Source organism: Nocardioides dubius, assembly GCF_039528155.1.
GTDB lineage: Bacteria > Actinomycetota > Actinomycetes > Propionibacteriales > Nocardioidaceae > Nocardioides > Nocardioides dubius.
In genome coordinates, this window is the sequence record NZ_BAAALG010000011.1 from 132,576 (window position 1) to 144,612 (window position 12,037).

10 protein-coding genes and 1 pseudogene are annotated in these 12,037 nt (G+C 70.7%); 5 read left to right on the forward strand and 6 right to left on the reverse strand.

Translation table 11 applies throughout. The annotated features are described in order from the left end of the window. Nucleotides 1-16: 16 nt before the first annotated feature. Together ABD151_RS13675 and ABD151_RS13680 are read right to left on the reverse strand one after the other, a co-directional pair. Nucleotides 17-823: an SMP-30/gluconolactonase/LRE family protein gene (locus tag ABD151_RS13675; protein ID WP_343995270.1), complete on the reverse strand. Its 807-nt coding sequence runs from the start codon at nucleotides 821-823 to the stop codon at nucleotides 17-19. 34 nt (nucleotides 824-857) lie between these two features. Beyond that, nucleotides 858-2,435, reverse strand: a complete 1,578-nt coding sequence (locus ABD151_RS13680; protein ID WP_343995272.1) for a long-chain-fatty-acid--CoA ligase — start codon at nucleotides 2,433-2,435, stop codon at nucleotides 858-860. 161 nt (nucleotides 2,436-2,596) lie between these two features. Between ABD151_RS13680 and ABD151_RS13685 the strand changes: the two genes are divergently transcribed. Together ABD151_RS13685 and ABD151_RS13690 are read left to right on the forward strand one after the other, a co-directional pair. Then, entirely contained in the window at nucleotides 2,597-4,009 is a 1,413-nt protein-coding gene (locus tag ABD151_RS13685) for a S1C family serine protease (protein WP_343995274.1), read from the forward strand. A gap of 145 nt (nucleotides 4,010-4,154) precedes the next feature. Beyond that, nucleotides 4,155-5,090, forward strand: a complete 936-nt coding sequence (locus ABD151_RS13690) for a type IV toxin-antitoxin system AbiEi family antitoxin (protein WP_343995276.1) — start codon at nucleotides 4,155-4,157, stop codon at nucleotides 5,088-5,090. A 61-nt stretch (nucleotides 5,091-5,151) separates the two neighbouring features. Here ABD151_RS13690 and ABD151_RS13695 read toward each other — a convergent pair whose 3' ends face one another. Then, the gene (locus ABD151_RS13695; RefSeq protein ID WP_343995278.1) at nucleotides 5,152-6,828 is read right to left on the reverse strand and encodes an ABC-F family ATP-binding cassette domain-containing protein; all 1,677 of its coding nucleotides are present in this window, start codon (nucleotides 6,826-6,828) and stop codon (nucleotides 5,152-5,154) included. 169 nt (nucleotides 6,829-6,997) lie between these two features. On the opposite strand from ABD151_RS13695, the gene ABD151_RS13700 reads away from it, so the two are divergent. After that, nucleotides 6,998-8,002 (forward strand): phosphatase PAP2 family protein, encoded by a 1,005-nt coding sequence (locus ABD151_RS13700; RefSeq protein ID WP_343995280.1) that lies wholly within the window; start codon nucleotides 6,998-7,000, stop codon nucleotides 8,000-8,002. Between the two features lie 92 nt (nucleotides 8,003-8,094). Next, nucleotides 8,095-8,835: pseudogene (locus tag ABD151_RS13705) on the forward strand (phosphatase PAP2 family protein); the annotation flags it as partial. Between the two features lie 51 nt (nucleotides 8,836-8,886). On the opposite strand, the gene ABD151_RS13710 reads toward ABD151_RS13705, so the two are convergent. The 3 genes from ABD151_RS13710 to truA form a co-directional block, all read right to left on the reverse strand. Then, nucleotides 8,887-10,263 carry an FAD-dependent oxidoreductase gene (locus ABD151_RS13710; protein WP_343995282.1) on the reverse strand — a complete coding sequence of 459 codons (1,377 nt, stop codon included), beginning with the start codon at nucleotides 10,261-10,263 and terminating at the stop codon, nucleotides 8,887-8,889. Further along, nucleotides 10,260-10,868 (reverse strand): class I SAM-dependent methyltransferase, encoded by a 609-nt coding sequence (locus tag ABD151_RS13715; RefSeq protein ID WP_343995284.1) that lies wholly within the window; start codon nucleotides 10,866-10,868, stop codon nucleotides 10,260-10,262. Before ABD151_RS13715 ends, ABD151_RS13710 begins: the two co-directional genes overlap by 4 nt. 64 nt (nucleotides 10,869-10,932) lie before the next feature. Then, complete coding sequence (truA, locus tag ABD151_RS13720) at nucleotides 10,933-11,760, reverse strand: tRNA pseudouridine(38-40) synthase TruA (protein WP_343995802.1); 828 nt, start codon at nucleotides 11,758-11,760, stop codon at nucleotides 10,933-10,935. Between the two features lie 50 nt (nucleotides 11,761-11,810). Here truA and ABD151_RS13725 point away from each other — a divergent pair, with 50 nt between their 5' ends. Next, entirely contained in the window at nucleotides 11,811-12,017 is a 207-nt protein-coding gene (locus ABD151_RS13725; RefSeq protein ID WP_343995286.1) for a hypothetical protein, read from the forward strand. The last annotated feature ends 20 nt before the right edge of the window (nucleotides 12,018-12,037 follow it).

Sequence of the window (12,037 nt, forward strand, 5' to 3'; positions counted from 1 at the left end):
TTCCCGGGCCCTGCGCTCAGAGCCTCACGTGCAGCAACCGGCCGCGCAGCGACGCCGTCACGTACAGGCCGGTGCCCGCATGGTCGGGGCAGACGTTGGTCGGCATCGAGCCGGCGCCGGTGTCCACGCTGTCGAGCAGCGCGCCGTCCAGTCCGAAGAGGTCCAGCCGGTGCCCGCTGGTCGTGGCCACCCAGGCGCCCCGCTCGGTCAGGGTCATCCCGTCCGGATGCCCGTCGCGGATCGTCGCCAGGATGCGGCCGTTCACCAGCCGGCCTCCGGCCAGGTCGTAGTGCCACAGCTCGGCTCCGGTCGTCGCGGTCAGCAGCAGGCCGGCGCCGTCCGGGGTGAAGGCCAACCCGTTCGGGAAGACCGGACCGTCCTCCAGGACCACCTCACTCGCTCCGGTCGCCGGGTCCACCGCATGGACCCGGCCCGGCACCGCGCCGACGCCGTCGTTCCAGCCGAACTCGCGGACCGGGTCGGTGACCCACAGCCGGCCATCCGGGCCGAAGACCAGGTCGTTGGGGATGCCGTCGATCTCGCACAGGTACGCCGCACGGCCGTCGCGGATCACCTGAACGCCGCCGGGCGCCGGCCCCGAGCCGTGCCAGGCTCCCCCGTTCTGGGCGACGTAGACGACACCGTCGGCGTCGGCGACCAGCCCGTTGGCCCCGCCGCCGACCTCGACGACCTCCACGGATCCATCCGGGCGCACGAAGTGGACGCAGCCGAGACTGATCGAGGCGACCGCGATCGACCCGTCGGGCAGGGCCACCGGTCCCTCACAGAAGCCGAGACCGGTGGCCAGCGTGGTGATCTGCATCAGAGGCTCCTCACGGGGCCTCTCCTCGAGGCCCTCAGACGATGGCGGAGTCCCGACCCTCCCAGAATTCCTTGCGCAGCTGCCTCTTGAGGATCTTCCCACTGGGATTGCGCGGCAGCGCCTCGGTCACGTCGACGCTGCGCGGAGCCTTGAAGTGCGCCAGGCGCTCGCGCGCGAAGTCGATCAGCTCCTGCTCGCTGGCAGTGGTCTCCGGCTTCAGGGCGACCACCGCCTTCACGACCTCTCCCCACCGGTCGTCGGGGACGCCGATCACCGCCACCTCCAGCACCGCCGGGTGCTCGGCCAGCACCCGCTCCACCTCCGGCGAGTAGATGTTCTCGCCGCCGGAGATGATCATGTCCTTGATCCGGTCGTGGACGTAGACGAAGCCGCCCTCGTCGACCTTGCCGATGTCGCCGGTCCGGAACCAGCCGCCCTCGACGATCGCCTTGGCGGTCTCCTCGGGGCGGTTCAGGAAGCCCTTCATCAGCTGCGGGGTGCGCAGCCAGATCTCGCCCTCCTGGCCCACGGCGACGTCGTCCAGGGTGGCCGGGTCGACGATCCGCACCTCGACCCCCGGGATCGGGATGCCGGCCGAGAGCAGGCGCTCGGGGTGCGCGGCGTCGCGGTGGTGCTCGGGCATCAGATGGGTGGCCACCCCGGCGACCTCGGTCAGGCCGTAGACCTGGATGAAGTCGGTCTCCGGCCAGGCCTGCATCGCGGCGCGCAGCAACGGCGGAGGCATCGGCGCGGCACCGTAGGTGTAGGTCTTCAGCGCCCCGAACAGCTTCACCGCATCCGGCCCGGCCTGAAGCACCTGCGCCAGCACCGCCGGCACCAGGAAGGTGCGATTGGCGCCGGCCAGGATCGCGCCGGCCAGCGAGGCGCCGTCGGGGTCACGGGTCATCACGCTCGGGATGCCGTCGTGGATGCCGAACATGACATAGGACGACCCGCCGACGTGGAAGAGCGGCATCGCGACCATCGACTTGTCGCCGGGCTCGAAGCCCCAGCCGTCGTGGGCGTTGAGGGTGTGCGCGACCATCGCGGCCTGGGTCAGCATGATCCCCTTCGGGCGCCCGGTGGTGCCGGAGGAGTACATGATCAGGCAGACGTCGTCGGTGCTGACGTCGTCCGCGCGTCCGATCGGCGTCTGCTCGCCGAGCCACGCCTCGTACTCGTCGTCGTCGTCGCCGCCCTCGGGGGTGACCACGATGATCCGCTCGACGTTGACCAGCCGGTCGCGGATGGTCTCGATCGTCGGCATCAGCTCCGCGCCCACGAAGAGCACGCGCGCGCCCGAGTCGTTGACGGCGAAGTCGACCTCGTCGCCGGCCGAGCGCCAGTTGACGATCGCGTTGGCCGCGCCGCGGCTCGCCGCGGCATAGCTGATCTCCACGCAGGCCGGGTGGTTCTTGTCGAGGAACCCGACGACGTCGCCCCGGCCGATCCCCAGTGCGGCGAGGCCTCCGGCCGCACGGCGGACCCGGTCGTTCCACTGTCCCCAGGTCCAGGTGCGGCCGAGGTAGGTCATCGCCTCGCCGTCCGGGGTCTGCTCGGCCCACCAGGCCAGTCGGTCATCCACATAGACGTGCTGCGGTGCTTGGCTCACGCGGTTCCTTCCGGTCACGGCCCCCTCGGCCTGCGTGTGGGCGATTGTGACGCAGGTCACCCGATCGAACAAGGGGTGGCCCCCATCGCCCCTCAGGAAGTCTTGGCCTTTCCCTCGGCTGCTCACAGGGAGTTCACAGTCAGGCCCAGCAATCTGGAGTCATGACCGACCAGACGCCGCAGGACCCCACCCAGAAGCTCCCCCTGGACGCCGGCTCGTTCGGCCCCGGCCCCGGCCAGAGCCCCTGGCCCCCGCCGGCGACCGACGCCGCCCAGGCCGGTGCCCGTCCCGCTCCGCAGCCGGGCTACCCGGCCGCAGGGCAGCCGGAGCAGTACGGCGCGCAGCAGGGCCACTCCCCCGCGCCGGGCGCTCCGCTCGGCGGTCCGGGGCACCCCGGCGGCGCGCAGGCTCCGGGTTCTGCGGGGTACAGCGCTCAGCAGCCCGGCATCCCCGCCGCACTGGTCAAGCCGCAGCGACGCTCGCGGGCCGGCGCGGTCGGCCTGCTGGTCGGCGCGCTGCTGCTCGGCGGTGGCGCAGGGGTGGCCGGCGCGGCGGCGTGGACCGCAGGCAACGACTCCACCAGCAGCGGCTCGGTGCAGCACTCGTCGGTGGTCGACACCGGCGTCACCAAGGCCACCGACGGCAGCGTCCAGTCGGTCGCCGACAAGGTGCTCCCCTCGGTGGTGCAGATCGAGGTCACCGGTCAGCAGGGCAGTGGGTCCGGCTCCGGGATCATCCTCAGCTCCGATGGCCAGATCCTCACCAACGACCACGTCGTCGAGCTCGCCGGCCAGGGCGGCACGGTGACGGTCGCGTTCAGCGACGGAACCCGGGCCCGGGCCACCGTCGTCGGCACCGACCCGCTGACCGACCTCGCGGTGATCAAGGCGGAGAACGTCTCCGGACTCACCCCGGCCAACCTCGGGAAGTCGTCGAACATCGCCGTCGGCCAGGACGTCGTCGCGATCGGCTCGCCGTACGGCCTCGACGCCACGGTCACCTCCGGGATCGTCAGCGCCCTGAACCGACCGGTCGAGGTGGCCCAGGACCAGCAGGGCAATGCGACCGCCTATGCCGCGATCCAGACCGATGCGGCGATCAACCCGGGCAACTCGGGCGGACCGCTGGTGGACATGAACGGCAACGTGATCGGCATCAACGCCTCGATCCAGACCAGCAGCAGCGGTGGCTACGACCAGACCAGCCAGGGCGGCTCGATCGGTCTCGGCTTCGCGATCCCGATCGACGCCGCACTGCCGATCGTCGAGCAGATCCAGAACGGCGAGACCCCGACCCACGCCCGGCTCGGGATCACCGTCGCCGACGTCCGCACCGACGACACCGGGGCCACCGGTGCGCAGATCCAGGAGGCGACCTCCGGCAACGCCGCCGAGGCGGCCGGCCTCAAGGCCGGCGACGTGATCACCAAGATCGACGACCACCAGGTGACCGGCTCCGAGGCCCTGATCGCCACCGTCCGCGGTTACCGCCCCGGCGACAAGGTCGAGATCACCTACATCCGCAACGGCAACGCCAAGACCACCACCCTCACCCTCGGCTCCGACGCCCCCTAACCCCGAACTTGCGCTTGTTCACACCCGAACTTGCGCTTGTTCACCTGCGAGCTTGCACTGCTACCAGTGCAAGCTCGCATTGTCATCCACAGGCGGACTCACCTGTGCCTGACTCGCTCACCGACGCCGGGCATGCTCACCAAGCATGGAACTACCCTCGATCCCCTTTCGCTCCACCATTGACGGCGCTCTCGGCTTCAGTCCCATGGATCTCCACCGCCTCGTCGCGGCTGGCCAGTTGCGACACCCGTTTCGTGGGGTCTACTGCCCGACGGAGTTGCCCGACACCACGGCAACACGCGCACGATGCGCGGCACTTGGCCTGCCGCCTCATGCCGTGATCTGCGACCGCAGCGCAGCCTGGTTACACGGCGTTGACTGCTTGCTTCCCTTCGAGATTGAGACGCGGGCCCCGGCCTTGGAAGTCGTTTCAGTGCAGGCCTGCGCCTCGCGCTCCCGCGGCATCTACGCCGGTGAGAGAGCTCTCCGGCCGGACGAGATCATGATGTTGGACGGCGTCCGCGTCACAACACCCGTTCGAACCGCGATCGACTTGGCAAGCCTTCGGGGAGGTGCGCAGGCACTCGCGGTCGTCGAGTCCTTCATGCGGAGTCACAACATCAGTCGTTTCGACCTCCAGACACAACTCGTTCGTCATCGCGGACGGCGGGGCGTCATCCAGGCCCGGCGCGTCGTCGCACATGCATCTCCGCTCTCCGAGTCCCCAGGGGAGTCGTGGACCAAGTGGTTCATCATTGAAGCTGCGCTTCCACAGCCCCAACAGCAGGTGGAGCTCCGCCTCCCAGCCTGGGGGCTGCTGCGATTGGACTTCGCCTACCCGGCACTCAAGGTCGCCGTCGAGTATGACGGCGAGGCCTACCACGGCCCCGACCGCCGTTCCCACGACCAAGATCGCCGTGAAGCCCTGGAAAGGGCCGGCTGGCTAGTCATCGTGGTGCGGAAGCAAGACCTCACGGCCGCTGGCCGCGCGGGCTGGATCAGCCGGTTGCAGGATGTCCTGGCTCAGCGAATGCCGCTTCACCGCCGCACCTTCCCACCGAAGATTCCCCGCGAGCAATGAACAAGCGCAGGTTCGCTTGTGAACAAGCGCAAGTTCGGGTGTGAACAAGCGCGGGTTCGGGTTAGCGGGGGCGGGTGACGCGGGACTCGTCCCAGACGGGCTGGTCGGACTCGTAGACGGAGCCGTCGGCTCCGTAGACCAGGAAGCGGTCGAAGCCGCGGGCGAACCAGCGGTCGTGGGTGACCGCGAGCACCGTTCCCTCGAAGGCGGCCAGGCCCTCCTCCAACGCCTCGGCGGACTGGACGTCGAGGTTGTCGGTCGGCTCGTCAAGCAGCAGCAGGGTCGCGCCGGAGAGCTCCAGCAGCAGGACCTGGAACCTCGCCTGCTGGCCACCGGACAGGGAGTCGAAGCGCTGCTCGGCGGCATGTGCCAACTCGTAGCGGTCCAGGGCCCGCGAGGCCTGCTCACGGGGCATGCCGGCACGGTGGTCGTCGCCACGGTGCAGGATCTCCACCAGGGTCCGCCCGACCAGCTCGGGGTGCGCGTGGGTCTGCACGAACCAGCCCGGACGCACCCGGGCGCCGAGCCGCGCCACGCCCCGGTGGGCGACCGGCGCGATCTCCACCTCGCCGACCGGCAGGTGCTCCTTCTCCGGGGAGGAGCCCCCGGAGGCGAGCAGCCGCAGGAAGTGCGACTTGCCCGACCCGTTTGAGCCGAGCACGGCGACCCGCTCGCCGTACCAGACCTCCAGGTCGAACGGCTTCATCAGGCCGGTCAGCTCCAAGCCCTCGCAGACCACCGCGCGCTTGCCGGTCCGGCCCCCGGTCAATCGCATCGTGACCTGCTGCTCGCGCGGCTGCTCGGTGGGCGGACCGGCCTCCTCGAACTTGCGGAGCCGGGTCTGCGCCGCCCGGTACTGGCTGGACATCCCGTCGTTGTACTCCGACTTCACCCGGAGCCGCAGCACCAGCGCCTTGAGCTTGGCGTGCTCCTCGTCCCAACGCCGTCGCAGCTCCTCGAAGCGGGCGAACCGATCCCGTCGCGCCTCGTGGTACGAGCCGAAGCCACCCGGGTGCGTCCAGACCCGGTTCCCGGCACTGCCCAGCTCGACGGTCACCACCCGAGTCGCGGTCGCGTTCAACAGCTCGCGGTCGTGGCTGATGTAGAGGATCGTCTTCGGTGACTCGTTGATCCGGGACTCCAGCCACTGCTTGCCCGGCACGTCGAGGAAGTTGTCCGGCTCGTCGAGCAGCAGCACCTGGTCGGGGCCGCGCAGCAGGTACTCCAACACCAGGCGCTTCTGCTCACCGCCGCTGAGCGTGGTGAGGTCGCGATGCTTGACCCGGTCGAACCCGACGCCGAGCGCCGCCATGGTGCAGACGTCCCAGGTCACCTCCAGGTCGTAGCCGCCGGCGTCGGCGTACTCGGCGAGCGCGGAGGCGTAGCGCATCTGGGTGGCCTCGTCCTCGACCTCCATCAGGGCCAGCTCGCAGGCGTCCACCTCGGCTGCCGCGGCCCGCACCCGGGCCGGCGCCACCGCCAGCAGCAGCTCGGAGACGGTGGTCGCGGCGTCCCCGACCATCTGCCGCATCACCCCGAGCCCACCCGATTGGGTGACGACGCCCGCATGCGGAGCCAGCTCCCCCATCACGATCCGCAGCAGCGTCGTCTTGCCCGCGCCGTTCGCGCCGACCAGGGCGACCTTCGCGCCGTCGCCGACCCGGAACGAGACGTCGTCGAGCAGCACCCGCCCGTCCGGGAGCTCGTAGCGGAGGCCGGCAACTTCGATGTGTCCCACAACGAGAGATTGTGCGCCGTCACCGCCGCTGGACGCACATCGTTTTCCGGAGCCCGTTCGTCGCCGGACGCCAGGTGACCAGTACGCCAACACCCGTCGACCGCCGTCTGGCCGCGCCATGAAAGGGCGGTGCCCACGCGATGGAACTCGGTGCCGTACGATGCCCCGCATGGCCAGCGAGGTGGAGAGAGAAGACGACCTCCAGGCGCATATCCGACACAGCGGCGCGACGAGCGTGGCAGCCCGGGTGCTCGCCTTCGGCGGATTCCTGGCGATCCTCGCGATCTGGACGCTCAAGTTCGGGATCCCCAGCGACACCGTGCAGATCTTCGTCTGGCTGTGGGGCGCGACGATCGCCTGGAACATCCAGGAGCCCGCCCAGCACCACCTCGGCTTCATCCGGGACTGGTGGGCGCCGCTGCTGGCGCTGGTCCTCTACTTCTACGGCCGCGGTCTCGCGGACGAGCTCTACGCGATGCCGGTGGCCTTCACCATGCCCATCGACGTCGACAAGTGGATGTTCGGTGGCCACCTGCCGACGCTGTGGCTCCAGGAGCAATGGTGCGGATCGCCGTGTGATCCGCACAGCGATGCCCGCTGGTTCGATCTGCTGTTCACGCTCGTCTACTCGACCCACTTCATCTTCGGGCTCACCCTGGCCGTCGTGCTTTGGCTGCGCAACCGGGTGGAGTGGAAGAAGTGGATGCGCCGCTACATCGGCCTGAACTTCGCCGGCCTCGCCGTCTACGTGCTCTACCCGATGGCTCCGCCGTGGATGGCCTCGCGCGACGGCTACATGGTCGGCGAGGAGGTCGTCCGGCTGACCAGCCGAGGCTGGGGCGACACCGGGATGGGCCGCTACCACCTGATCCTCACCGGCGTGGGCAACCCGGTCGCGGCGATGCCCTCGCTGCACGCCGGGACCGCGTTCCTGATCTCGTTCTACCTGATCTCCCGCTTCCGCAACGCCTGGGCGTGGCTCTCCCTGCTGTACCCGATCGTGATGTCGCTCGGCCTGATCTACTACGCCGAGCACTACGTGATCGACACGATCGCCGGCGCGGCGCTGGCCGTGGCGGTGATCCTGGTCTGCGGCTGGTGGGAGCGTGCCCGGGGCGAGACAGGCGCCGTGCGCGAACCCGAGCCGGCCACCTCAGGGGTCTCTGAGGGGTAGGTCCGGGTCAGATTGGGGTTGCTGCCCCTGTCGTCGGTTTGGTAATCCGGGATTGGGTGGTTGAGCCAATCAATCGGACGAGAGGACCCTCGATGACGTCGCAGGCGGACATCTGGAACCGGGATGCACTCTCCCCCACTGCCGTCACGCCCTCCCGCACGACGGTGGGGACCCGCGCCGCGGCGCGCTCCAACCGCCTGTGGGCACTGCTCTGGCAGGTCCTGCTGGTGGCCCTCGCGGCCCTGGTCTACTTCGGGGTGCGACACCTGACCGAGGGCAGCGTCGCCACCGCGGACGACAACGCGCACGCGATCATCGACCTCGAGCGCGCCCTCGGCATCCACCACGAGGCCGCCTTGCAGAACCTGGTGCTCGACGACACCTTCCTGCAGAAGCTCGCCAACGGGGTCTACATCTTCGGCCACTGGCCGGTGATCATCTCGGTGCTGCTGTGGCTGGCGATCCGGCGCCCCGAGCGCTACCCGCTCTACCGCAACACGCTGCTGCTGTCGGGGCTGATCGGGATGGTCATCTTCGCGACCTTCCCGGTCACTCCGCCGCGGCTGCTGGACATCGGGCTGATCGACACCGTCTCCGAGCAGACGTCGGCCTACCGGGTGCTGCAGCCGCCGTCACTGGTCAACCAGTACGCCGCGATGCCCAGCTTCCACGTGGGCTGGGACCTGCTGATGGGCCTCGCTCTCGTCCTCGAGGGACGGCGGCTGTGGATGCGTGCGCTCGGCGTGCTGCTGCCGCTGGCGATGGCGTTCAGCGTCGTCACCACCGCCAACCACTACCTGCTCGACCCGGTCGCCGGCATCGCCATCGTGCTGGCCGCGTACGCCTTCTGCGGCTGGCGACTGCGGCGCACGGCGAGCCGTCGCTCAGCCGAGCCGCTCGGCCAGGCGTCGCGAGGCCAGCGAGATGATCTCCCAGGCCGTGGCGAAGGGCGGGGCGTAGGCGAGGTCCGCCCACGCGAGGTCGTGGGCCGTGAGGTTGCTCCACAGGGCCATCGCGACGACGTCGATGCGCTTCGCGGCCCCCCGGCCGCCCAGCACCTGCCCGCCGAGTAGCCGTCCGGTGGCGCGGTCGCCGACCAGGCTGATCCGGATCGGCGCGGCATCGGGGTGGTACCCGCTGGCGGTGGTGCCCTCGGTGACCACCTCGACGGCGTCGAAGCCCGCGGCCCGCGCCTGCTGCAGGTTGAGCCCGGTGGCGGCGACCTCCAGGTAGCCGCCGGGAGCGGAGAAGCGGGTGATCGCGGAGCCCAGCGCACCGGGGAAGACGAGCTCTCCCCCGCCGAGGTTCTCCCCGATCGCCCGGCCCATCTTGTTGGCGTGGGTGCCCAGCGGCAGGTACCGCCAGTCGTCCAGGACCCGGTGCCGCACCTCGCAGCAGTCGCCCCCGGCCCAGACACCGGGTGCCACCCGGCCGGACGGGTCCGGCCTCAGCGCACCACGCTCGGTGAGTGGGACACCGCTTCCGGCGAGGAACTCGGTGGCCGGAACGACGCCGAGGGCGAGGATGAGATAGTCCGCCTCGATCCGCCGGGCACCCGCGAGCACCGCGCGCAGCCTGCCCTGGTCGTCATGGTCGACACCGTCCACGGCGGTGTCCAGCAGCACCTCCACGCCGGCCGCCTTGAGGGTGTCGGCCAGCAACGCGCTCATCCCCGGCTCCAGCATGCTGAGCAGCCGGGAGCGGGCCGCGAGCGTCACCCGATGCCCGCGCGCCAACGCGGCCTCCGCCATCTCGATGCCGACGTAGCCACCCCCGGCGATCACCACGTGCCGGCCGCTCGAGGCGGTGAGGCGGTCCAGCCAGAGGGCGCCGTCGTCGAGGTTCTTGACCACGCCGAGCCCCGGCTTGGCCACACCCTCGACCTGGGCCCACGCCGGGACGATCGGGTGCGCGCCCGTTGCGATCACCAGCTCGTCGTAGCCGAGCACCTGCTCGGCACCACCGTGGCGGTAGCGCACCTCACGGCGCTCGGCGTCGACGCGGAGCACACGCGCGCCGGTGCGCAGGTCGACCCCCATCGCACGATGCTGCTCCGGGCTGCGCGCGACGAGATCGTCGCCGCTGGGCACCTCGCCGCTGATCCAGTACGGCAGCCCGCAGGCCGAGTAGCTGGTGTGCTCGGTCGCCTCCAGCACCGTCACCTCGACCTCCCGGCCATGGCTGCGGGCCGAGCGCAGCGCCTGGTGCGCGGCGCTCATCCCGGTGGCGTCCGCGCCGATGACGACGATCCGGGTGCTCATCGGGCGACCCGGCTCTCCAGGATCCGGAAGCCCTTGGCGCTGGCCAGCCGCGAGGTCGGGAAGCCCTGCTCGGTGAGCCATCGCTGGAGGGAGTCCGCGCCCAGGTTCTTGCCGACGACCATCACCGCGCGGCCGTCGCCGCCCAGCCGTGGCAGCCAGGTCAGCAACAGCTCGTGCAGGGCGGCCTTGCCGATCCGGATCGGCGGGTTCGACCAGATCTCGTCGAAGCGCAGGTCGGGATCGACGGCCTCGGGCAGCACCGCTCGGAACCGCTCCGCCACGCCCAGCGCGGCAGCGTTCTCGTTGGCCAGCAGCAGCGCCCGCTCGTTGACGTCGACGCCGGTGACCTGCACCTGCGGTGAGGCCAGCGCCGCCGTCAGCCCGATCGGCCCCCAGCCGCAGCCGAGGTCGAGCAGGTGACCGGAGCGGGGCGCGGTCGTCTCGCGGAACAGCACCGCGGTGCCGTGGTCCAGGTGGCCACGGGAGAAGACGCCCGCGCCGCTGAGGGCGTCGTAGCGCTGGCCCCATGCCTCGACCTCCAGCGGCTCCCGCTTGAACGGGGCGCTCGGGTCGGCACTGAAGTAGTGCTCCTGCTCGCTGGTCATGAGGACCATGGTGCCTGCCGGCTCCGACACGACGTCCTTCGACCCCCACCGGGCACGGCGCGGATCAGGCGAGCTCGCGCCGGTTGCGGGCCCGGTCGGCCTGGGCGGCCAGCTCCGCGCCCTCGGGGTAGCCGACCTCCTCCAGCGTCAGGCCGTGCGGCGCCACCACGGAGACCGCCGGATCACGAAGGGCGGCCCGCAGCACCTCGGCCGGCCACTGCGGGTCGCGGCGGCCCTCACCGACGGTGATCAGCGAGCCGACCAGGGCCCGCACCATGTTGTGGCAGAACGCGTCGGCGCGCACCGTGCCGACGAGCACCCCGTCGGCGTCGCGCTCCCAGAACAGGTCGAGCAGGGTCCGCACCGTCGTCGCCCCCTCACGCCTCTTGCAGAAGGAGGCGAAGTCCTGGAGGCCGAGCAGGGGCTCGCAGGCAGCGTTCATCGCGGCCATGTCGAGCTCGCGCGGCCAGGCGAGCACGTGCCGGCGCACGAGCGGGTCGAGCCGCTCGGTCGTGTCGACGATCCGGAACGCGTAGCGGCGCCAGATCGCGCTGAACCGGGCGTCGAAGCCCTCCGGGGCCTCGCTGACCCCGCGCACCCGCAGATCGCCGGGAAGCAGCCCGTTGAGGCGCCGGGCGACGACGCCCAGGTCCGGTCCGCCGCGGTGCAGCCGGGCCGCTGCCGCGATCACCTCGTCGTCGACGTCCAGATGCAGCACCTGGCCACGCGCGTGGACGCCCGCATCGGTGCGGCCCGCGCAGACCACCTGCGCCTCCGGCACCCGAAGCACGGTGGCGAGCGCGCTCTCGAACTCCCCCTGCACCGTGCGCAGCCGCGGCTGCTTGGCCCAGCCCTTGAAGTCCGTGCCGTCGTAGGCCAGGTCGATCCGCATCCGCACGCTCAGATCCTGCCATGCAGGCGGAGCCCGGCTAGTCTCAGGCCATGGCAGAAGGCGCGAACCCGAACCCGTACCGACTCTTCATCATCCTCGGCCTGGCCGACATCGTGGTGGGGCTGGTCATCGTCGCCTTCGGGTGGAGCGAGGATCTCGGCCCGCTGCTGGTCGCCGGCGCGGTGCTCACCGTGCTCGGTCTGCTGATGGCCGGATGGGCGAGCCTGCAGAAGCGTCGGACCCCTCCGGCAGTCTGACTCCTCCACCCCAAGGAGGA

What these genes read in the sequence shown, in the direction of transcription:
- ABD151_RS13710 (WP_343995282.1), bottom strand. Translation starts at nt 10,263, where the DNA reads ATGAGCACCCGGATCGTCGTCATCGGCGCGGACGCCACCGGGATGAGC.
- ABD151_RS13675 (WP_343995270.1), bottom strand. Translation starts at nt 823, where the DNA reads ATGCAGATCACCACGCTGGCCACCGGTCTCGGCTTCTGTGAGGGACCG.
- ABD151_RS13690 (WP_343995276.1), top strand. Translation starts at nt 4,155, where the DNA reads ATGGAACTACCCTCGATCCCCTTTCGCTCCACCATTGACGGCGCTCTC.
- ABD151_RS13715 (WP_343995284.1), bottom strand. Translation starts at nt 10,868, where the DNA reads ATGACCAGCGAGCAGGAGCACTACTTCAGTGCCGACCCGAGCGCCCCG.
- ABD151_RS13685 (WP_343995274.1), top strand. Translation starts at nt 2,597, where the DNA reads ATGACCGACCAGACGCCGCAGGACCCCACCCAGAAGCTCCCCCTGGAC.
- ABD151_RS13725 (WP_343995286.1), top strand. Translation starts at nt 11,811, where the DNA reads ATGGCAGAAGGCGCGAACCCGAACCCGTACCGACTCTTCATCATCCTC.
- truA (WP_343995802.1), bottom strand. Translation starts at nt 11,760, where the DNA reads ATGCGGATCGACCTGGCCTACGACGGCACGGACTTCAAGGGCTGGGCC.
- ABD151_RS13700 (WP_343995280.1), top strand. Translation starts at nt 6,998, where the DNA reads ATGGCCAGCGAGGTGGAGAGAGAAGACGACCTCCAGGCGCATATCCGA.